Genomic DNA, 21,149 nt, shown 5'->3' on the forward strand with positions numbered 1-21,149 from the left:
GATGACGCTCGGATTCGCCACGTGGGGCCAATCTCGTAAAAATAGGGTTGGAGGCCGACCAAACGGCCAAAGGCTGATCAAGATACACAGCAGGCCCTAACCACACAAGCCGCCGAAAGTCGCAGTCAATTGCGCTGCGCATGCGCTGCAGGCCGGGGGTGCCTGAGTGCGCCCCGAGCGCCTGAACAACGACCGCCCTGTTTTGGGCGGTCGCCGCTGTTTAACTGCAAGCCTTTGAGAACACGCAAAAAACCCTAGCCGGTGTTGCGCAAACCGGCGGCAATACCGGCCACTGACACCAGCAGCGCCTGTTCCAGAGGGCTGTCCTGGGCCGCTTCCTGCGCCCGCGAACGAGCGAGCAGTTCGGCCTGCAACAGATGCAAGGGGTCCAGGTAGGTATTGCGCAGGCGAATGAACTCCAGGGTGTCCGGGCTATGGGCCAGCAGTTGCGACTGCCCTGTCAGGCCCAGCACCACCGCGCAGGCCTGCGACAATAGGTCGCGCAAATGCTCGCCCAGGGGCAACAGGTCCGGCTGCACCAGGCGCTCGTCGTACAAGCGGGCGATATCGGCATCGGCCTTGGCCAGCACCATCTCCAGCATATCGATGCGGGTGCGGAAGAACGGCCACTGCTCGCGCATCTGCCCCAGCAGATCACCTTCACCACGCGCCAACGCCTTGCTCAACGCGTCTTCCCAGCCCAGCCAGGCAGGCAGCATCAGGCGCGTCTGGGTCCAGCCGAAAATCCACGGAATCGCGCGCAGACTCTCGATGCCGCCGGCACGGCGCTTGGCCGGGCGGCTGCCCAGGGGCAAGCGACCGAGTTCCTGCTCCGGGGTGGACTGGCGGAAGTACTCGACGAACTGCGGATTTTCCCGCACCACCGCGCGGTAGGCGCTGACGCCGTCGGCCGCCAATTCATCCATCAAATGGCGCCAGGCCGGTTCGGGCGGCGGCGGCGGCAACAGCGTCGCTTCCAGCACGGCGGCCAGATACAGGTTGAGGTTCTGCTCGGCGATATCCGGCAGGCCGAACTTGAAGCGGATCATCTCGCCCTGCTCGGTGGTGCGGAAACGCCCCGCCACCGAACCGGGTGGCTGCGACAGGATCGCCGCGTGAGCGGGGCCGCCGCCACGCCCCACGGTGCCACCGCGACCGTGGAACAACAGCAGTTCCACCTGTTGCTCGCGGCAGATATCCACCAGACGTTCTTGCGCCCGGTATTGCGCCCAGGCGGCGGCGGTGGTGCCGGCGTCCTTGGCCGAATCCGAATAGCCGATCATCACTTCCTGCGGGCCGTGCAGACGCGCGCGATAGCCCGGCAAGAGCAACAGTTGCTCGATCACAGGACCTGCGTTATCCAGGTCGGCCAGGGTTTCGAACAGCGGCACCACGCGCATCGGCCGCTGCACGCCCGACTCTTTAAGCAGCAATTGCACCGCCAGCACATCCGACGCCGCGCCGGCCATGGAGATGACATACGAGCCGAGCGAAGCCTCAGGCGCGGCGGCAATTTCCTTACAGGTATTGAGCACTTCGGCGGTATCGGCCGAGGGTTTGAAATAGGCCGGCAGCAGCGGTCGACGATTGACCAGTTCCTGCATCAGAAAACGGATGCGCGCGTCTTCGTCCCATTCTTCATAGCGACCCAGGCCGAGGTAATCGGTGATCTCGCTCATGGCCGCGCAGTGACGGGTGGAGTCCTGGCGCACATCCAGCCGCACCAGGAAGAGGCCGAAGGTCACCGCGCGGCGCAGGCAGTCGAGCAGCGGACCGTCAGCGATCACTCCCATGCCGCACTCATGCAGCGACTGGTAGCACAGCTGCAGCGGCTCCAGCAGATCACGGTTGTCCTGTAACACTTCAGCAGACGCCGGGGTGCTGCTGCTGAGCGCGGAATGCGCCCACTGGCGTGTGGCGCGCAGGCGCTCACGCAACTGCTTGAGCACGGCACGATAAGGCTCAACGCTGTCGCCGACCCTGGCCTGCAATGCGGCGCTGGCCTTTTGCATTGACAGCTCGGCCGCCAGTTGATCGACATCACGCAGGTACAGATCGGCAGCCATCCAGCGCGCCAGCAACAGGACTTCGCGGGTGACCGGTGCCGTTACGTTCGGGTTGCCATCGCGGTCACCGCCCATCCACGAGGCGAAACGAATCGGCGCCGCCTCCAGGGGCAGGCGTAAACCGGTGGCGGCATGCAGGGCCTGGTCGGCCTTGCGCAGGTAATTGGGAATGGCGTGCCACAGCGAATGCTCAATCACCGCAAAGCCCCATTTGGCTTCGTCCACCGGCGTGGGCCGGGTGCGGCGGATTTCTTCGGTGTGCCAGGCCTCGGCAATCAGGCGTTGCAGGCGCTCGCGGATCTGCTCGCGCTCGGCAGTGGTGAGGTCGCGGTGATCCTGCAGCGCCAGTTGCGCGGCAATCGCATCGTATTTCTGGATCAGGGTACGCCGGGCCACTTCGGTGGGGTGAGCGGTGAGGACCAGCTCAATCTCCAGGCGCCCGAGTTGGCGGGCCAGGGATTCATCGCTATGGCCTTCGGCCTGCAGACGCGCCAGCAGCTCAGGCAACACGCGAGACTCGAACGGCGCGGGTTGCGACTCGTCGCGCCGGTGAATCAGCTGGTACTGCTCGGCGATATTGGCCAGGTTGAGGAACTGGTTGAAGGCCCGTGCCACGGGTAGCAGCTCGTCTTCCTGCAACTGATTCAGCCGGCTACTCAGCTCATCGCCGGCGCCACGCCGGTCAGCCTTGGCGCCTTTGCGGATCTGCTCGATCTTGTCGAGAAAGGCATCGCCGTACTGCTCTCGAATGGTATTACCCAACAATTCACCCAGCAGGTGAACATCCTCACGCAAGCGTGCATCGATATCACTCATCAGCCACTCTCCAGCCAGAATTTGCGGGACGCGCAGGTTTTGCAGAGTGCCGCTCGCGCCGGTTTCTGACAAGACACTTTAAACCTTGGCGCTCGCCGCGAGTCTCAAGCCATGAGTCGCCGGGTTTACTCACGCCGTCGGCTGGACGCCCATCACCGCCTGCAAACACAGGCTTTATTGAGGTAGCCATGAAAATTCGAGATCTGGCCCAGCATTGGGAAGAAACCGCCACAGGCCGATTGACCAAGACCGAGTACGCGATTCACCTGGACGTGGAGGCTGCGGCAAGACTCTCGGCCATCGCTGAAATGTACCCCAAGCGCCAAACCGAGGAATTGCTCGGCGAATTGATCGGCGCAGCCCTTGAAGAACTGGAAGCGAGCTTTCCCTACGTCAAGGGCCAGCACGTGGTTGCCACTGACGAGGAAGGCGACCCGTTGTACGAAGACGTCGGCCCCACGCCACGCTTTCTCGAGCTGTCGCGTCGTTTTCTGCATGATCTATCCGCCGACGGCGATCAATCGAAGCCCTCCTGAATTGGAAGAAAACCCCGGTATTCCGGGCCTCAAGCAGGCCCTGAGTACCACTGCGCGCCGTCAAAGTTCCAAGTTTTCAGGGTTGACCATTCAGTCAGATATTTTTTTAGGCAAATCGCCATCTCCGCTGAACTTTTGAAAAAAGCCTCCGGTCACAACCAGTAAGCCATCACTTGGAACGGTCGTTTTAAAGGGCATGTCGATTTTTCACCGCCGGCCCCTACCGCTGAACCAGTGAACCGGATTTTGATATTTTTCAGGAGTTATCCAATGGAGTTGAAGACCATGAAGACCAGCACTGCCAAATCCTCGTTTAACCCTCTGCGCGGGCTGAAGTTGGCCGCGCTGGCAATCGGCACCAGCTTTGTTCTGGCGGGCTGTGCCGGCAACCCTCCGACCGAGCAGTACGCGGTGACCCAATCTGCGGTGAACAGCGCTGTCAGCGCCGGCGGCACCGAGTTTGCGGCCGTGGAAATGAAGGCGGCCCAGGACAAGCTCAAAGAAGCTGAAATCGCCATGCACGACAAGAACTACGACAAGGCGCGTCAGTTGGCTGAGCAAGCCGAATGGGATGCCCGCGTCGCCGAGCGCAAGGCTCAGGCTGCCAAAGCTGAACAGGCTGTGAAGGATTCCCAGAAGGCGGTTGACGATCTGCGCCGAGAAGGCATGCGCCCGGCTGTTATCCAGCAGAAGTAAGCCATTGCTACTTACTGCATCGCACCTGTTATCGAATTGAAAGGACGACACGATTATGCGTAAACAAATGATGATCCCTGCCCTGCTGGCGATGAGCGTTGCTCTGGCGGCCTGCTCCACCCCGCCGAACGCGAACCTGGAAAACGCACGGACCAACTTCACGGCCCTGCAAACCAATCCGCAAGCGACCAAGCTGGCCGCGCTTGAAACCAAAGACGCCAGCGAATGGCTGGACAAGGCTGACAAGGCGTACCGCGACAAGGAAGACGAGAAGAAAGTCGACCAGCTGGCCTACCTGACCAACCAGCGTGTTGAAGTGGCCAAAGACACCATTTCCCTGCGTGAATCCGAAGCCAAGCTGAAAAACGCTGGCGACGACCGCGCCCGTGCTCTGCTGGATGCGCGTGATGCACAGATCAAGCAGTTGCAGGACAGCCTGAACGCCAAGCAAACCGACCGTGGCACCCTGGTGACCTTCGGTGACGTGCTGTTCGCCACCAACAAGTCCGACCTGAAATCCACCGGCCTGGTCAACATCACCAAGCTGGCGCAGTTCCTGCGCGACAACCCGGACCGTAAAGTCATCGTCGAAGGCTACACCGACAGCACCGGTTCGGACTCGTACAACCAGAGCCTGTCCGAGCGCCGCGCGGCTTCCGTACAGCGTGCACTGGCTCAGCAAGGCGTGGACATCTCGCGCATCGTGACCCAGGGTTACGGCAAGGAATACCCGGTTGCCGATAACGGCAGCGCATCGGGACGCGCCATGAACCGTCGTGTTGAAGTGACCATCTCCAACGACAACCAGCCGGTCAAGCCACGTTCTTCCATGGCTAACTGATCGACTGACGCTGCAAAAAAACCCACCTTTCGGTGGGTTTTTTTATTGATCAGACTTCGATCTTACGACCGTTGTCGCTCTCCGGCATCATCGCCTCCATGCCTTGGCGACCGGCCATCATTTTATCGAGCATCTCCTGGTCCATCTGGCCGCCTTCAGCGCCTCCAGAACCACCGCCCTGCGCACCACCCATTGCCTTGGACAGTATCTCCATGAGCATTTTCATCGGGTCCTGTTTCGCCTGGCCACCTTGCGCACCACCCTGACCCAGCTTTTCTGCGCCCTGGGCCAGTTCCATCATCTTGGCGATCGCGCCAATTCCGTCCATTCCACCAATCATGTTCACGCTCCCAGAATCGATATACGTAAGTTGTCTGCCAGCAACACTGACACGTCACTCAGTGGCGTCTTACGCAATACCGTTCCAGATATTTCTGGAATCGGGCGATTTAGGTGAAGAGCACTTACTCGCGCATTGTCGGTGTTTCCTGGCCCATGCAACGAACAGCCTGCTTTTTGTTGTTCACCAATACGCCACTCAAGCCTTTGTGCTCAGTATCAAACATCACCAGCACACCCTCGACGCACTGCGCCACCTGGGCAGCCGGCGTCAGTGACACCTTATAGTCCTCGCCGGGTACGGTCTTGAGCAGCGTGAAGTCACTGAGCAGTAACGCGTCCTCGGGCTTGGCGAAGTGCAGGTAGCCGTAATACCACAGGCAGCCGACCGTACCGATGATGGTGCCGATGCCGGTGAGCATCAGCGGGATCAGGTTGCGTTCCTCGCTCATTGCGGCGTCTCTGACGAATCGACTTGAGGGACAGGGTAGCTCGGAATTTCACCCAGCCGGCGCAGGCCATTGAAGTGCTGCGGGTCGTCCAGATAACGCAGCATCACGGTTTGCCAGGTCTTGTCGGCAAAGGTCTGCACGTGCCCCCCACGGGTCAATTGCAACACCCTGGGCGCCGGAGCCGCCTGATACAGGCGGATACCATTGGCTACCGGCACAATCGGGTCGTCCAGGCTGTGAAACAACAGTTTGGGCACGCCGGTAAGCCCAGGCATGGCCGTGATCGCACTGTCAGCATCCGGCACCAGCCAGGACAACGGCACCTGAAGCGGCCAAGTTAACCAGGACGTGCTCAGGGCGAATTGCCCTACGTCACGGTAACTGGCGGGCACGCCGTCCAACACGAGGGCCTTGAGTTGAGACTGGCGCTGCGGATGCGCGGCCAGGTAGTGCACCGCCAGCGCACCGCCGAGGCTCTGACCGAGGACGATCAGTGGCCGTCCCTGAACCTCGGGAGCCTGGTCGAGCCAGTTGAAGGCGGCATCCACATCCTGATAGACCGCCGGTAACGAGGGCTTGCCCTGCGACAGCCCGTATCCACGGTAGTCCAGCAGCAGCACCTGATAACCCTGATCGGGCAGCCACCAACTGCCCCCCAGGTGCCAGGCCAGGTTGCCGCCGTTGCCATGCAGATGCAGCACCGTGCCCTTGAGCGGCACACCCGCCTTGGCCGGCAGCCACCAGGCGTGCAGCTTCACGCCGTCGGCGGTGGTAAGGGTGACATCGCGGTACTGCAGATGGGCTTTTTCCGGCGTGAACGGCAGGCCGGGTTCGGGGTAGAACAGCAGGGAACTGCAGCCGCTCAAGGTGAGCAGCAGGCACAGGATACCGAGGATTCTCATCCGTTGAAACCTCTTGATTTGGCTGAAATTTATCGATTTCTCCAGGGTTCGGTCACAGGATATTGGAGTAATCTGCTTCGATCCGGTCCAGGCTCAGGTGGTTAAGAAAGTTGGAAAAGCACATCCACGCCGCCAGCGCGTTCATGTCACGAAATTGCTCGGGCAGGTACTTGGGTGGCACCACCAGGCCTTCGTCCACCAGTTGGCGCAGGGTGCGCATGTCTTCCAGGGTGGTCTTGCCGCAGAACAGCAGCGGCACCTGCTCCAGCTTGCCCTTGCGCACGGCGAGCTGGATGTAGTTATAGACCATGATGAAGCCCTTGAGGTAGGACAGGTCCTTGGTGAACGGCAGGCCGTTCGGCACCGAGCCACGGAACACCCGGCTGGCGTTGCCATAGCTGTCGGCGATCTCGAAGCCTTGCTCGCGGAAGAACTCGAACACCTGCAAAAAGTCTGCGCCCTCCTCCACCATGTGGATGGCACGGGTGCGGTTGGTCAGTTTGCGCAAGCGACTGGGGTAGGAGGCGAACGTGATGATCTCCATCAGGATCGCCAGGCCTTCCTGGGTCACGGTGGACGACGGCGGCCCCTTGGACAGGAAGGTGCAGATCGGCTGGTTCTGGCCATTGAGGGTCGTGCCCACGTGCACCAGGCCTTCGTGTACTTCCAGGGCGCGTACATCACGCTCGTTGAACATCGCGTCGGCGCGGATCTTGATGTAGTCGGCGCCCGCTGCGGCGTCGGCGACGATGCCATCGGACTCGAACACGCGAATGGTCTCTTCGGCCTCGCCAAACACTTTGTTCAAGCGGGTTTGCAGCAGGGCCACGGCGTCCTTGGCGGTGAGAGTCTTGGCTTCGTCCTTGAGGTCGCCGCGCCCGTCGATATTGTTCAGGTAGTCGGAGAGCATCAGGCCCAGGTCGGCCAGGGTGGGGTCGCCGGCGTGGAAGGCATCGGAGGCGGCACCGTAGAGCTCCTGGGAGATCAAGCCGAAGTCCTCGGTGCCGCGCGCTTCCAGCATGCGCACCACCATGCGGTATTCGCGGCACATGCGACGCATGATCTGCCCCACCGGGCTGAACTGGCCGAGGCGGCGGGTGATGTCGCGTTCGATGTTCTGGAACTCCAGCTTGACCGCGCTGGAATCGAACGCCAATGGCCGGTTCAGGTAATAGTCGCGGTTAACAGCGGGCATCTCCTTGCCCTTGGCCTTGAGAAATCCCTGGCGAATGTTCTCGTCCCACTTCACGGCATCGAGCACGCGAATCGGTGTTTGCGCCAGCACAATGCGATCGGACAACGTGCGTATCGTCTGCTGGTAATCGTCCACCCGGTGCTTCCTCTTTAAACGTTATTTGCCCGCGCGCCGGTAGCGCACGGCTTGCACGAATACATCGGCGTTGGCCGGGTCATCCAGGTAGGCAAACACCTGGTCAATGGGGCTGTCGATCAGCACGCCGTCACCCTCGACGGTTTGCACGGCAGTGCCTTGCAGCGTCTTTTGTTCCATCGCCTGATGGATCTGCTCAAGGTCGAGGTTGTAGACCACCAATTCGTGCTTTTCGTCGAACTCGAAGCCGGCCAGGATGAAATGCCCGCCCAGCTTGGCCGGCAGCGGCGCCGACAGGTACCAGCGACTGCCATGGCGCGACACGCTGAACAGGTATTCATCACGCTGCTCCGGCTTGGCCGAAGGATAGCTCACGGCTTTGTAACGCTGTTCACCCGCGCGGGTAATCTGCAGGTTCAGCGGCTCACCCCAGGCATTCTTGCTCACCCATTTGCCCAGCAGCTCGTTGGGCGCCGCCTCGCGCGTGGGCAGCGGGCTTTTGAAGGTCACCAGGCAACCGCTGAGCAGCAGGAACGACAAGGCAATTACCGAGACACGCCAGGCTTTCATTGCGTACTCCATCAAGGGTGGGAGTTGGCTTGCCTGCGACAGCATCACCGCAGTGTGCCTGAATGACCCGGGACTCTGCATCGCAGGCAAGCCAGCGCCCACATAAAGCGGATCGCACATGGGCATGGCTACACCGAGGCCAGCACCAAATGCATGTATCGCTTGAGAATCTCAAGCATCTCGTCACCGGTCAGCGGCTCTGCGCCGCCCAACAGGCCCTGATATTCCATCCGACTGATAATCGCCGTCAACACCTTGGCATCCTGCTGCGGCTCGCGGGAGCCTAATACCTGGAAAAACTGCCCGGTGCCTTGCAACAGGATCTGCTGGTGGGAACGCACCAGCTCGGCCAGCCGCGGGTTTAACAGCGCTTCCTGGCGAAACGCCTGCTCGGCCATCAAATAGTCGCGCCGGTTGCTCAGTTGGCGCTGCACATAGTCCGCCGTCAGCCGCGCAATGTCATCGGCCAGTTGCGAGCGCGATGCCGGGCTGCCGTCACCATAGGCGACCATCTCGCGCAGCAGTCCTTCGTTGCGCACCCACAGCTTGCCCATGAACGCGGCGCTGCGTTCGACGTATTGGGCGAAGGTGTCGGTGAGCAGGTCATCGATGTCCTTGAAATAGTAGGTGGTGGCTGACAGCGGCACGCCCGCCTCCGCTGCCACGGCGCGATGGCGCACGGCCCGCACGCCTTCACGCACGACGATGCGCATGGCCGCATCGAGAATCTCCTGCCGGCGCTGTTCGCTGCCTCGACGACTGGCCTTGCGACCCTGGTACTGGACACTTTCAGCCACGGCAGCAGCAATGCCGGCGGCGCCTTCTTGAGCCATTACACGGTTCACCACACACATCCTTGGATTTGATTAAAACCTGGCGCTGTTTGCTTGACGCTTATAAACGCCACATAAAAAAGCCGCCTTATAAAAGGCGGCTCAGGATTTCACTTCGGTCAGGCTTGCGGCCGCATGTGAGGGAACAGGATCACATCGCGGATCGACGGCGAGTTGGTCAACAGCATCACCAGACGGTCGATGCCGATACCTTCACCGGCGGTGGGCGGCATGCCGTATTCCAGGGCACGCACGAAGTCGGCGTCGTAGTGCATGGCCTCGTCGTCACCAGCGTCCTTGTCGGCCACCTGGGCCATGAAGCGCTCGGCCTGGTCTTCCGCGTCGTTAAGCTCGGAGTAGGCGTTGGCGATTTCGCGGCCGCCGATGAACAGCTCGAAACGGTCGGTCACGTTCGGGTTGTCATCATTGCGACGGGCCAGCGGCGACACTTCGAACGGGTACTGCGTAATGAAGTGCGGCTGCTCCAGCTTGTGCTCCACCAGCTCTTCGAAAATCATCACCTGCAGCTTGCCCAGGCCTTCGAAACCCAGCACCTTGGCGCCGGCTTTTTTGGCGATGGCGCGAGCCTTGTCGATGTCGTTGAGGTCGGCGGCGGTCAGCTCGGGGTTGTACTTGAGGATCGAGTCGAACACCGACAGGCGCACGAACGGCTCGCCGAAGTGGAACAGCTTGTCGCCGTACGGCACGTCGGTGCTGCCCAGCACCAGCTGCGCCAGTTCGCGGAACAGTTCTTCGGTGAGGTCCATGTTGTCTTCGTAGTCGGCGTAGGCCTGGTAGAACTCCAACATGGTGAATTCAGGGTTGTGACGGGTCGAGACGCCTTCGTTACGGAAGTTGCGGTTGATCTCGAACACTTTCTCAAAGCCACCGACCACCAGACGCTTGAGGTACAGCTCAGGCGCGATGCGCAGGAACATCGGCAGGTCCAGCGCGTTGTGGTGCGTCTCGAACGGCTTGGCTGCGGCGCCCCCGGGAATGGTCTGCAGCATCGGGGTTTCGACTTCGAGGAAGTCACGCTTGGCAAGGAAACTGCGGATGTGGGCGATCACCTGCGAGCGCACGCGGAAGGTCTGGCGCACATCTTCGTTGACGATCAGGTCAACGTAGCGCTGGCGATAACGCTGCTCGGTGTCGGTGAGGCCGTGGTGCTTGTCCGGCAGCGGGCGCAGGGATTTGGTCAGCAGACGCACGCTGGTCATTTCGACGTACAGGTCGCCCTTGCCGGAACGGGCCAGGGTGCCTTCGGCGGCAATGATGTCGCCCATGTCCCAGGTTTTTACCGAAGCCAGGGTTTCTTCAGGCAGGGTCTTGCGGTTGACGTAGACCTGGATACGCCCGGTCATGTCCTGGATCACCATGAACGAGCCACGGTTGAGCATGATGCGACCTGCCACCTTGACCGGAATCGCAGCCTCTGCCAGCTCTTCCTTGGTCTTGTCCACGTACTGCTTCTGCAGGGCATCGCAGTAGTCGTCGCGGCGGAAGTCGTTGGGGAAGGCATTACCCTTGGCGCGCTCGGCAGCAAGCTTTTCCTTGCGCAGGGCGATCAGGGAGTTTTCTTCCTGTTGCAGGGCTTGCGGGTCGAGTTCTTGGTCGCTCATGTCTTTAAAATTTCCATCACAGGTTCGTTGCCCCGAGGCCTGCGGCCTGGGGATCGCGGGGCAAGGACCAGGCGTCCTCCCCGCTCCCACACAGGGTGTTACAGGCCGGATTTCAGGCTGGCTTCCAGGTATTCGTCGATATCACCGTCGAGCACCTTGTCGCAGTCGCTGCGTTCGATATTGGTGCGCAGATCCTTGATCCGCGACGCGTCGAGCACATAGGAGCGGATCTGATGACCCCAGCCGATATCCGACTTGGTGTCTTCCAGCGCTTGGGAAGCGGCGTTGCGCTTCTGCATTTCCTGCTCGTACAACCTGGCCCGCAGCATTTTCATGGCGGTGTCCTTGTTGGCGTGCTGGGAACGCTCGTTCTGGCAGCTGACCACGGTGTTGGTCGGTACGTGGGTGATCCGTACGGCCGAGTCGGTGGTGTTTACGTGCTGACCACCGGCACCGGAGGAACGATAGGTATCGATGCGCAGGTCGGCCGGGTTGATCTCGATTTCCACCTTGTCATCGATCTCCGGCGAGACGAACACCGCCGAGAACGAGGTATGACGGCGGTTGCCAGAGTCGAACGGGCTCTTGCGCACCAGACGGTGCACGCCGATCTCGGTGCGCAACCAGCCAAAGGCGTATTCACCCTTGATGTGCACGGTGGCGCCCTTGATACCGGCAACTTCACCGGCGGACAGCTCCATGATGGTCGCGTCGAAACCGCGCTTGTCGGCCCAACGCAGGTACATGCGCAGCAGGATGTTGGCCCAGTCCTGGGCCTCGGTGCCACCGGAGCCGGCCTGGATGTCCAGGTAGGCGTTGTTCGGGTCCATTTCATGGCTGAACATGCGCCGAAATTCAAGCTTGGCGAGGTTTTCCTCAAGACGGGCCAGCTCGGCGACGACATCGCCCACTGCGCCTTCGTCGTCTTCCTCGACGGCCATGTCCAGCAGGTCACGGCAATCGCCCAGGCCGGTGTTCAGCTCGTCGAGAGTGTCGACGATCTGCGCCAGCGCCGAGCGCTCGCGGCCCAGCTCCTGGGCGTATTCAGGTTTGTTCCAGACACTCGGATCTTCAAGCTCGCGATTGACCTCGGTCAGACGCTCATGCTTTTGATCGTAGTCAAAGATACCCCCGAATAGTTTCGGAGCGCTCGGACAGGTCCTTGATGGTGTTAAGGATCGGGTTGATTTCCATGGCGGGCAGCACTCGTTGGCGAACTTTTGAAAGCCGGCGAGTATAACGGCAAACGGGGGTGAACGGCAGCCCGCTTGGCGAAAAGGCAGGGTTCCATTAAGCGGACGCAATGCTCAAAGCGACGAAGATCAAATGTGGGAGCTGGCTTGCCTGCGAAGACGGTAGTTCAGCAAGCATTGATATTGACTGACCCACCGCCTTCGCGGGCAAGCCCGCTCCCACAAGGGATCTGCGCTTAACTGACTGGCATTAGAGCAAGTTCCCTCCCACACTTTGATTTGCGGCGCACTCAGATCATTCGATCCCCACCTGATTACGCCCATTATGCTTGGCCATGTACAACCCCTTGTCCGCCGCCATGATCAACTGCCGGCAATCGGTGCCTTGCACCGGTGTGAGGGTGGACAGGCCGATGCTGATGGTCAGGCTCGAGCCTTCAGTGGGCGCGATGTGCGGAATTTTCAATGCGGCGACAGCCATGCGCAGCTTTTCAGCCACCAGCCGTGCGCCGCCCGGCGAAGTGTTCGGCAGCACCAGGGCGAACTCTTCACCGCCGTAGCGCGCCGGCAGGTCCGAAGGACGGCTGCTGGCATCGCGGATGGTGGCGGCGACCTTGCGCAGGGCCTCGTCACCCTCGACATGGCCGAAGCTGTCGTTGTAGGTCTTGAAGAAGTCCACGTCGATCATCAGTAACGACAGTTGGGTCTGATCGCGCATGGCGCGGCGCCACTCCAGCTCCAGGTATTCGTCGAAATGCCGGCGATTGGACAACCCGGTGAGGCCGTCGGAGTTCATCAGGCGTTGCAGCACCAGGTTGGTGTCCAGCAGCTGTTGCTGACTGACGCGCAACGCGCGATAGGCAGCATCGCGCTGCAACAGGGTCATGTAGGAACGTGAGTGATAGCGAATACGCGCGACCAGCTCAATGTTATCCGGCAGCTTGACCAGGTAATCGTTGGCCCCTGCGGCAAACGCGGCGCTCTTGATCAACGGGTCTTCCTTGGTGGAAAGCACGATGATCGGGATGTTCGCCGTGGCCGGGTGGTTGCGGTATTCGCGCACCAGGGTCAAACCGTCCAGGCCCGGCATCACCAGGTCCTGCAAAATCACCGTCGGCTTGATGCGGATCGCCTGGGCAATCGCCTCGTGCGGGTCGGCGCAGAAATGGAAGTCGATGTTCTCTTCATGGGCCAGACCGCGGCGCACGGCTTCGCCAATCATGGCCTGGTCGTCGACCAGCAACACCATGGCGGCGTTTTCATCGGTCTTGATGTCGTCGATCTGTAATTCATTCATATGCAGTTACCTGAATTACCACCTGCAGGCCGGTGTTGACTGGGGCATTGATCATTTTGCGAAGACCTCCAGCAACCGGGGCGCAATCCTGTCCAGTGGGCGAATTTCAACAGCGGCTTCAATCGCCGCCGCCGCTTTGGGCATGCCGTACACCGCCGAACTCTGCTGGTCCTGGGCGATGGTCAAATAGCCTTGTTCACGCATTGATTTAAGTCCCTGTGCGCCGTCGCGCCCCATGCCGGTCAGCAATACGCCGACGGCATCGCCACTCCAGTGGCTGGCCACGCTTTCAAAAAATACATCGATGGATGGCCGGTAAATCTCGTTCACCGGCTCTGCCGTATAGGCCAGTGTGCCGTTCTTCAACAGACGAATGTGGTGGTTGGTGCCAGCCAGCAGCACCACGCCGCTTTGTGGCGGCTCGCCCTCCCGGGCCAGGCGCACCGGCAGGCCGGAGGAGCTGCTTAGCCATTCGGCCATGCCGGCGGCGAATACCTGATCCACATGCTGCACCAGCACGATGGCGGCGGGAAAGTCCTGCGGCAATCCCTTGAGCAGGCTTTCCAGGGCAGCCGGGCCGCCGGCCGAGGAGCCGATGGCCACCAGGCTGTGGGGTTTGCCGATGGTGCGCTGGGGCACGGTTTCGGCGCGCACGCGGCTGCCCCGCTGACCGATCAGCCAGCCGATATTGAGGATCTTGCGCAGCAACGGCGCGGCTGCATCCCTGGGGTTGCCCACGCCCAGCGCAGGGGTGTCCACCACGTCCAGGGCGCCATGGCCCATCGCTTCGAACACGCGGCTCATGTTGGCCTGGCGGTCGACGGTCACCAGCAGAATCGCGCAGGGGTTGTCGGCCATGATCAGCCGGGTGGCTTCCACACCGTCCATCACCGGCATGATCAGGTCCATCAGGATCAGGTCCGGGGTCAGTTCGGCGCAGCGTTGCACCGCCTGCAGCCCATTGCCGGCCACCCACACCACCTGGTGCGCCGGCTCGAAACTCAGGGCGCGGCGCAGGGCTTCGACGGCGAGCGGCATGTCGTTGACGATGGCAATCTTCATGCCCGGGCGCCCCCGATCAGTTCGACCACGGCGTCAAGCAGGGCGTCATCATGGAAACTGGCCTTGGCCAAGTAATAGTCGGCGCCGGCGTCGAGTCCTCGACGTCGGTCTTCTTCGCGGTCTTTGTAGGACACCACCATCACCGGCAACGATTGCAGGCGCGTGTCTCGGCGCAGGAGTGTGACCAATTCGATACCGTCCATACGAGGCATATCAATGTCTGTGATCAGCAGGTCGAAGTCTTCGGAGCGCAAGGCGTTCCATCCGTCCATGCCGTCGACCGCCACGGCCACTTCATAGCCACGATTCAGCAGCAGTTTGCGTTGCAGCTCACGCACGGTAAGCGAGTCATCGACCACCAGCACGCGCTTGCGCGGCGCCTCGGTGGCCTGTTGGCTGCGCCGGGCGATGCGTTCCAGGCGACCGGTGTTGAGCAGTTTGTCCACCGAGCGCAGCATGTCTTCCACATCGACAATCAGCACCACCGAGCCATCGTCGAGCAAGGCGCCGGCGGAAATATCCTGGACCTTGCCGAGGCGATCATCCAGCGGCAGTACCACCAGCGTGCGTTCACCAATAAAGCGCTCCACGGCAATCCCGTACACCGCGTCGCGCTCGCGGATCACCACGACTTTAAGCGTTTCGTCGTTATTCTGCCCCGGCGGGCGCTGCAGCAACTGGCTGGCGGCGACCAGGCCGACATGCCGGCCCTCGTGCCAGAAGTGCTGGCGACCTTCCAGTTGCACAATATCGTCGGGGGCCAGGTCGCGCATGCGTTCGATGTGGGCCAGCGGAAACGCGTAGGCCTCTTCGCCGACTTCAACCACCAGGCTACGTACCACTGACAGGGTCAACGGCACTTCCAGGTGGAAGCGACTGCCCTGCCCCGCGGTCTGCTCCAGCACCACCGCGCCGCGCAGTTGCCGCACCATATGCTGCACCGCATCCAGGCCGACCCCGCGCCCGGACACTTCGGTGACCTTGTCGCGCAGGCTGAAGCCCGGCAGGAACAGGAACGTCAGCAGCTCTTCCTCACTCAGGCGCAACGCGGTTTCCAGCGGCGACAGGTGGCGATCGACGATGCTGCCACGCAGGCGCTCCAGGTCGACGCCATTGCCATCGTCGCTCAGCTCCAGCACCAGCAAACCGGCCTGATGAGACGCGCGCAGGCGGATCAGGCCCTCGGCGGGCTTGCCGGCGAGCACGCGCTGCTCGGGCATTTCAATGCCATGGTCGACGGCATTGCGCAGTAAATGGGTGAGCGGCGCTTCGAGCTTTTCCAGCACGTCGCGGTCGACCTGGGTCTTTTCGCCCTCGATCTCCAGACGCACCCGCTTGCCCAGGGTTCGGCCAAGATCGCGGACCATGCGCGCCTGCCCCGTCAACACATCGGCAAAGGGGCGCATGCGGCAGGCCAGCGCGGTGTCATAAAGCACCTGGGCGCGCTGCCCGGCCTGCCAGCCGAACTCGTCCAGCTCGGCGGTTTTTTCCGCCAGCAGGGCCTGAGCTTCGCTCAGCAGGCGACGGGTATCGGCCAGGGCTTCCTGGGCTTCGAGGTTCAGACTCAGGGTCTTGAGCTGGCCGTCCAGGGAGTCGAGCGCCCGCACGCCCTGGCTTTGGATGCGCTTCAGACGCTGCAGGCTGGCCAGGTACGGCTTGAGCCGCTGGGTTTCCACCAGGGATTTGCTGGACAGGTCCAGCAGGCTGTTCAAGCGCTCGGCGGTGACCCGCAGCACGCGTTCGCCGCCTTCGGTCATCCGCTTGCCCTGGCGCGCGGGCTCGCTGACAGCGGGCGGTGCAGGCTCAGGCTCGGGCGGCAAGGTTTCCACCACGGGCGTCGGAGGCGGAGCTGGCTCGGATGGCGCTGCGATTTTCGCAGTGGGTTGCGACGGATCCAGCAACCGCTCCATCAACGCCACATAGGCTGCGATATCGGCAGGCGAAACGTCGTTGCCCGGCGTGGCGATGCGCATCAGCAGGTCGGTGCCCTGCAGCAGCGCGTCAATATGTTCGGGTTGCAGGTACAGGCGCGCTTCCTGGGCACTGACCAGGCAGTCTTCCATCACGTGGGCCACGCTGACCCCGGCGTCCACCCCGACGATGCGCGCGGCGCCCTTGAGCGAGTGCGCGGCGCGCATGCAGGCTTCGAGCTGGTCGGCCTGGGTGGGGTTGCGTTCCAGGGCCAGCAGGCCTGCGCTGAGCACCTGGGTCTGCGCATCGGCTTCCAGGCTGAACAGTTCCAGCAGCGAGGCGTCGCGCATCTGGTCGGGGGTCATGTGAGGCTCCGGGTCACGGCGGACAACAATTGTGCCTCGTCCAGCCAGCGCAGGCTGCGGCCCTTCCACTGCAGAACACCCTGGGTGAAGCGTCCGCTGGCCTGGGTGCCGGAAGCCGATGCCGCTTTCAACGTGCGCTCATCGACCGCATGAATACCGTCGACCTCATCCACCGGCACCACCACCGGGCCATCCTGCGCGGCGATGATCAGCATGCGCGGCATGATCCGCCCGCCTGTCGCCCCGGCGCTGGTGGCATCCAGGCCGAGCAGTTCGACCAACGACAGGCACGCCACCAGCGCGCCACGCACATTGGCCACGCCGAGCAACGCACGGGAGCGCTGGTGCGGCAGGGAATGGATCGGCTGCAGCGGTGCGACCTCCACCAGACAGCGGGTGGCAATGCCCAGCCATTCCTCGCCGAGACGGAACATCAGCAGGGAACGGGTGACGACATCTTCATCGACCTCGGCCGCAGCCACCGGCCGGCGGTCCTCCTGTTGCAGGGCGTAACGGTCCAGCAACCGCGTGGCGGCGGCCGAATACACCGAGCAATTGCGGCAGTGAATGTGCTCCGCCAGCAGCGGGCAGGACTTGTCGCCATGGACGCCGATGCGGTTCCAGCAATCGTCGATGGCCTGGGTATCGGCCAGGGTCAGGTCCAGGCCGGCGGTGTCGAGCGCCTTGGTGCTACTCATCGTTTGGACTCACTGTCAGCTCGCTCGCTGCGCGCGGCACGTGCCTGCAGGCGACGCGCGCCCGCACTGTCGCCCTGAGACTCGAGCAACGCGGCCAGGTGCATCAGGGCCAGCGGGTGCTGGGGTTCCAGGTACAAGGCTTTGCGGTAATAACCCTGGGCTTCCAGGGCGCTGCCGGCCACATCGCTGAGCAGCCCCAGCCAGTAGAACACCTGGGCGGCCGGCGGGTGGTTGCTCAAATAGCGTTCGCAGGCGGCGCGGGCTTCGGCGCTCTTGCCGGCGTTGGCCAGGGTGGCGATCTGGCTGAGCAAGTCGACCGTGTCGGAGGGCGGCGCCTTGATTGGCACCACCTGAGCGCTGGCCGTGCTGAACGGTCGCGGCTTGACCGGCAGCGGCAGCGGCATCGGTGCCGCGCTGCGCGCAAGCACGGGATTGGGCATGGGTGCAAACACCGGCGCCGGCTTGACCGGTTCCGCGTGGCGGCTGAAGGCAAACGACTGCGGCACGCCAATCGAACGCATGCCGTGGCGCCCCAACAGGCTGCCCTCGGCCGGGCCGATGAACAGCACCCCGTCCAGGTGGGTCAAGCCCTTGAGCACATCGAACACTTGCTGTTGCGTCGGCTGGTCGAAGTAGATCAGCAGGTTGCGGCAGAACACGAAATCATAGGCTGACTCATTGGCGAGCAGGGCCGGGTCGAGCAGGTTGCCGACTTGCAGGCGCACCTGTTCGCGCACGCGGTCTGCTATGTGGTAACCATCGGCCTGTTCGCTGAAGTGGCGGTCGCGAAAGTCGATGTCACCGCCGCGAAACGAATTCTTGCCGTACACGCCGCGCCGGGCGCGTTCCACCGACAGCGGGCTGACATCCATGCCCTGCACCTTGAACTGATGCGGCGCAAGGCCTGCATCGAGTAAAGCCATGGCGATCGAATAGGGCTCCTCGCCGGTGGAGCATGGCAGGCTCAGAATGCGCAAGGCGCGCAACTGATTGAGCTCGTCCAGACGCGCCTTGGCCAACCGCGCAAGGGTAGCGAAGGATTCGGGATAGCGAAAGAACCAGGTCTCGGGGACGATCACCGCTTCGATCAACGCCTGCTGTTCGTCGTGGGAACGTTGCAGGTGCTGCCAGTAATCATCCGCCGTCTGCGCCTGCACCGCCTGGCTGCGCTGGCGCACGGCACGCTCGATAATGGCTTCGCCCACCGAGGCAACGTCCAGGCCGATGCGTTCTTTCAAATAGGCAAAAAAGCGCGGGTCGTTGCTCATGGGCTCAACTCGGCAGAGAACAGCAAGGCACGCACGTCTTCGGTCAGCAGGTCATTCACGCCAATCCATTGCGTCAAGCCCGCCGCATCTTCGCGTACCGGCCCCAGGTAGGGCGCCTGGCGGTTGTCCAGGCCATAGGGCTGAAATTCGGCGGGGTCGCAGCGCAGCGTGTCGGTGGCCTGTTCGAGAATCAACCCCAGCCGGCGCGGTTCGGCCCATGGTTGCGGCTGGTAATTGACCAGCACCAGCCGCGTGCTGGTGCGGGCCTGGGCGGCGGTGCCGAAGGTCAGCGCACTCAGGTCGATGACCGGCACCAGCGCGCCGCGATGGGCGAAAATGCCGGGCACCCAGACCGGCGCGTGGGCGATGGGCTTGAGTGGCAGGCGCGGCAATACCTCGGCCACTTCGGTGGCCTTGAGGGCAAAGCGTTCACTGCCGATGTGGAACAGCAGGAACAACGCCTTTTTCGCTGCCGTAACGGCGCCGCGTTTAGCCGCGAGGTCGCTCATCAGACTTTGAAACGCGACACGCCGCTGCGCAGACCCACCGCAACCTGGCTCAATTCATCAATGGCAAAGCTGGCCTGACGCAAGGACTCCACGGTCTGGCTGCTGGCGTCGCCGAGCTGCACCAGCGCGTGGTTGATCTGCTCGGCGCCGGTGGCCTGGGCCTGCATGCCCTCGTTGACCATCAACACCCGCGGCGCCAGCGCCTGTACCTGATGGATAATCTGGGAAAGTTGCTCGCCTACCTGCTGCACTTCGAACATGCCGCGGCGCACTTCCTCGGAGAACTTGTCCATGCCCATCACCCCCGCCGACACCGCCGACTGGATCTCGCGCACCATCTGCTCGATGTCATAGGTGGCCACGGCGGTCTGGTCGGCCAGGCGTCGTACTTCGGTGGCTACGACGGCAAAGCCGCGCCCGTATTCGCCCGCCTTCTCGGCCTCGATGGCTGCATTGAGCGACAGCAGGTTGGTCTGGTCGGCGACCTTGACGATGGTCACCACCACCTGGTTGATGTTGCCAGCCTTCTCATTGAGGATCGCCAGCTTGGCGTTCACCAGGTCAGCGGCGCCCATCACCGAGTGCATGGTTTCTTCCATGCGCGCCAGGCCCTGCTGGCCGGAGCCGGCAGCCACCGAGGCCTGATCGGCGGCGGTGGAGACTTCGGTCATGGTGCGTACCAGGTCCTTGGACGTGGCGGCGATTTCCCGCGACGTGGCGCCAATTTCGGTGGTGGTGGCAGCGGTTTCGGTTGCGGTGGCCTGCTGCTGCTTGGAGGTGGCGGCAATCTCGGTCACCGAGGTGGTCACCTGCACCGAGGAGCGCTGGGCCTGGGACACCAGGGCGGTCAGCTCGGTCATCATGTCGTTGAAGCCGGTTTCCACCGCGTTGAATTCGTCCTTGCGTTCCAGGTTCAAGCGCATGCTCAGGTCACCGGTGCGCATGGTTTCGAGGATCTCGACGATGCGCTTCATCGGCGCCATGATTGCGCGCATCAGCAGCAGGCCACACAACCCAGCCGCCAGGACGGCGATGATCAGCGACACCACCATGCTGATCTTGGCTGACATCACGGACTCATCAATGGCGGCCGTGGCGCGGTCGGCCACGTTCTTGTTTTCAGTGATGATGTCGTTGAGCTTCATGCGCCCTTCGGTCCAGATGGGCGTCAATTGCTCTTCGAGCAACACGCTGGCAGCGGGCAGGTCGTTGGCTTCAACGCGTTCCAGCACCTGGTCCAGCACTTTGTTGTAATTGATGTGCGCGGCCTTGAAGTTGTCGAACTCCATGCGGTCAGCCTGTTCATGCACGGTTTTTTCATAGTTGGCCATCTGCTGCTCGATACGCGCTTCGAAGGACTTGTAGTCGTTCTTGTCGGTATTGGTGAGGGTCTTTTCCTCGCGCAGGCCGATGATGTCAATCGTCAGCAAATAGCTGTCGACCCACGCGCTGCGGATCATCGAGCTTAAGTAGACCCCGGGCACCGCATCATCCCTGACGGCTTCCTGGCTGGCTTCGATCTTCAGCAACCGTGAGTAGGACACCACGACCATCAACAACATGATGGCGATAATGACCGCAAAGCTCGCCAAAATCCGTTGGCGCAAGGTCCAGTTCTTCACAGTAATTCCTCGAAGGGCCGTTCAAATGGAGGGGAGTATAGCTGAGCGGAATGTGCGAGGGGGGTTGCTTGCGATGCCGGTGTGTTTGTATCAAAGGTACTGACTGACTGGCTCAGGCAACCTCATTGCTGTGGCGAACGGGCTTGACCTAACGCCGTTCAGTCAAGCGCAGACTCCCTGTGGCGAGCAGGCTTGTCCTGCGTTGGGCTGCGCAGCAGCCC

The 21,149-nt window shown here is 62.2% G+C and carries 19 protein-coding genes; 3 read left to right on the forward strand and 16 right to left on the reverse strand.

Features of this window, described 5'->3' with window-relative positions; translation table 11 throughout:
• Nucleotides 1-254: 254 nt before the first annotated feature.
• Entirely contained in the window at nt 255-2,882 is a 2,628-nt protein-coding gene (gene ppc / locus TU75_RS08160) for a phosphoenolpyruvate carboxylase (RefSeq protein ID WP_060548642.1), read from the reverse strand.
• A 188-nt stretch (nt 2,883-3,070) separates the two neighbouring features.
• Here ppc and TU75_RS08165 point away from each other — a divergent pair, with 188 nt between their 5' ends.
• The 3 genes from TU75_RS08165 (at nt 3,071) to lptF (ending at nt 4,955) form a co-directional block, all read left to right on the forward strand.
• On the forward strand, nt 3,071-3,418 hold the full coding sequence (locus TU75_RS08165; RefSeq protein ID WP_003231297.1) for a hypothetical protein: 348 nt from the start codon (nt 3,071-3,073) through the stop codon (nt 3,416-3,418).
• Nucleotides 3,419-3,688: 270 nt separating this feature from the next.
• Complete coding sequence (locus tag TU75_RS08170; RefSeq protein ID WP_003231300.1) at nt 3,689-4,114, forward strand: DUF4398 domain-containing protein; 426 nt, start codon at nt 3,689-3,691, stop codon at nt 4,112-4,114.
• A 55-nt stretch (nt 4,115-4,169) separates the two neighbouring features.
• Nucleotides 4,170-4,955 carry a lipotoxin F family OmpA-related lipoprotein LptF gene (gene lptF, locus TU75_RS08175; protein WP_003231302.1) on the forward strand — a complete coding sequence of 262 codons (786 nt, stop codon included), beginning with the start codon at nt 4,170-4,172 and terminating at the stop codon, nt 4,953-4,955.
• A gap of 49 nt (nt 4,956-5,004) precedes the next feature.
• Here lptF and TU75_RS08180 read toward each other — a convergent pair whose 3' ends face one another.
• From TU75_RS08180 to TU75_RS08255, 15 genes are all read right to left on the reverse strand, one after another.
• Nucleotides 5,005-5,295 (reverse strand): hypothetical protein, encoded by a 291-nt coding sequence (locus TU75_RS08180; RefSeq protein ID WP_015371389.1) that lies wholly within the window; start codon nt 5,293-5,295, stop codon nt 5,005-5,007.
• Nucleotides 5,296-5,419: 124 nt separating this feature from the next.
• A complete protein-coding gene (locus tag TU75_RS08185; RefSeq protein WP_003231306.1) occupies nt 5,420-5,746 on the reverse strand; it encodes a PA3694 family proteiin in 327 nt (108 codons plus the stop codon).
• On the reverse strand, nt 5,743-6,648 hold the full coding sequence (locus TU75_RS08190; protein WP_060548643.1) for an alpha/beta hydrolase: 906 nt from the start codon (nt 6,646-6,648) through the stop codon (nt 5,743-5,745). The genes TU75_RS08185 and TU75_RS08190 overlap by 4 nt, the downstream gene beginning before the upstream one ends.
• 52 nt (nt 6,649-6,700) lie before the next feature.
• A complete protein-coding gene (locus TU75_RS08195) occupies nt 6,701-7,978 on the reverse strand; it encodes a flavohemoglobin expression-modulating QEGLA motif protein (protein WP_003231309.1) in 1,278 nt (425 codons plus the stop codon).
• A gap of 21 nt (nt 7,979-7,999) precedes the next feature.
• Nucleotides 8,000-8,548 (reverse strand): hypothetical protein, encoded by a 549-nt coding sequence (locus TU75_RS08200; protein WP_060548644.1) that lies wholly within the window; start codon nt 8,546-8,548, stop codon nt 8,000-8,002.
• Between the two features lie 128 nt (nt 8,549-8,676).
• A complete protein-coding gene (locus TU75_RS08205) occupies nt 8,677-9,393 on the reverse strand; it encodes a TetR/AcrR family transcriptional regulator (RefSeq protein WP_080627506.1) in 717 nt (238 codons plus the stop codon).
• A gap of 107 nt (nt 9,394-9,500) precedes the next feature.
• The gene (gene lysS, locus TU75_RS08210) at nt 9,501-11,003 is read right to left on the reverse strand and encodes a lysine--tRNA ligase (RefSeq protein WP_015371384.1); all 1,503 of its coding nucleotides are present in this window, start codon (nt 11,001-11,003) and stop codon (nt 9,501-9,503) included.
• Nucleotides 11,004-11,101: 98 nt separating this feature from the next.
• A protein-coding gene (gene prfB / locus TU75_RS08215; protein ID WP_122457926.1) for a peptide chain release factor 2 occupies nt 11,102-12,197 on the reverse strand; the annotation gives its coding sequence in 2 pieces (ribosomal slippage) (nt 11,102-12,124 and nt 12,126-12,197; 1,095 coding nt in all).
• Nucleotides 12,198-12,491: 294 nt separating this feature from the next.
• Nucleotides 12,492-13,493 (reverse strand): diguanylate cyclase, encoded by a 1,002-nt coding sequence (locus TU75_RS08225; RefSeq protein ID WP_003231316.1) that lies wholly within the window; start codon nt 13,491-13,493, stop codon nt 12,492-12,494.
• A 51-nt stretch (nt 13,494-13,544) separates the two neighbouring features.
• Nucleotides 13,545-14,555: a chemotaxis response regulator protein-glutamate methylesterase gene (gene cheB / locus TU75_RS08230; protein ID WP_003231317.1), complete on the reverse strand. Its 1,011-nt coding sequence runs from the start codon at nt 14,553-14,555 to the stop codon at nt 13,545-13,547.
• Nucleotides 14,552-16,831 carry a hybrid sensor histidine kinase/response regulator gene (locus TU75_RS08235; protein WP_060548645.1) on the reverse strand — a complete coding sequence of 760 codons (2,280 nt, stop codon included), beginning with the start codon at nt 16,829-16,831 and terminating at the stop codon, nt 14,552-14,554. The genes cheB and TU75_RS08235 overlap by 4 nt, the downstream gene beginning before the upstream one ends.
• Complete coding sequence (locus tag TU75_RS08240; protein ID WP_015371381.1) at nt 16,828-17,529, reverse strand: chemotaxis protein CheW; 702 nt, start codon at nt 17,527-17,529, stop codon at nt 16,828-16,830. Before TU75_RS08240 ends, TU75_RS08235 begins: the two co-directional genes overlap by 4 nt.
• The gene (locus TU75_RS08245; RefSeq protein ID WP_060548646.1) at nt 17,526-18,797 is read right to left on the reverse strand and encodes a CheR family methyltransferase; all 1,272 of its coding nucleotides are present in this window, start codon (nt 18,795-18,797) and stop codon (nt 17,526-17,528) included. Before TU75_RS08245 ends, TU75_RS08240 begins: the two co-directional genes overlap by 4 nt.
• The gene (locus tag TU75_RS08250; RefSeq protein ID WP_003231321.1) at nt 18,794-19,306 is read right to left on the reverse strand and encodes a chemotaxis protein CheW; all 513 of its coding nucleotides are present in this window, start codon (nt 19,304-19,306) and stop codon (nt 18,794-18,796) included. The genes TU75_RS08245 and TU75_RS08250 overlap by 4 nt, the downstream gene beginning before the upstream one ends.
• The gene (locus TU75_RS08255; RefSeq protein WP_015371378.1) at nt 19,306-20,928 is read right to left on the reverse strand and encodes a methyl-accepting chemotaxis protein; all 1,623 of its coding nucleotides are present in this window, start codon (nt 20,926-20,928) and stop codon (nt 19,306-19,308) included. The genes TU75_RS08250 and TU75_RS08255 overlap by 1 nt, the downstream gene beginning before the upstream one ends.
• Between the last annotated feature and the right edge of the window lie 221 nt (nt 20,929-21,149).

Source organism: Pseudomonas poae (genome assembly GCF_001439785.1).
Lineage (GTDB): Bacteria > Pseudomonadota > Gammaproteobacteria > Pseudomonadales > Pseudomonadaceae > Aquipseudomonas > Aquipseudomonas poae.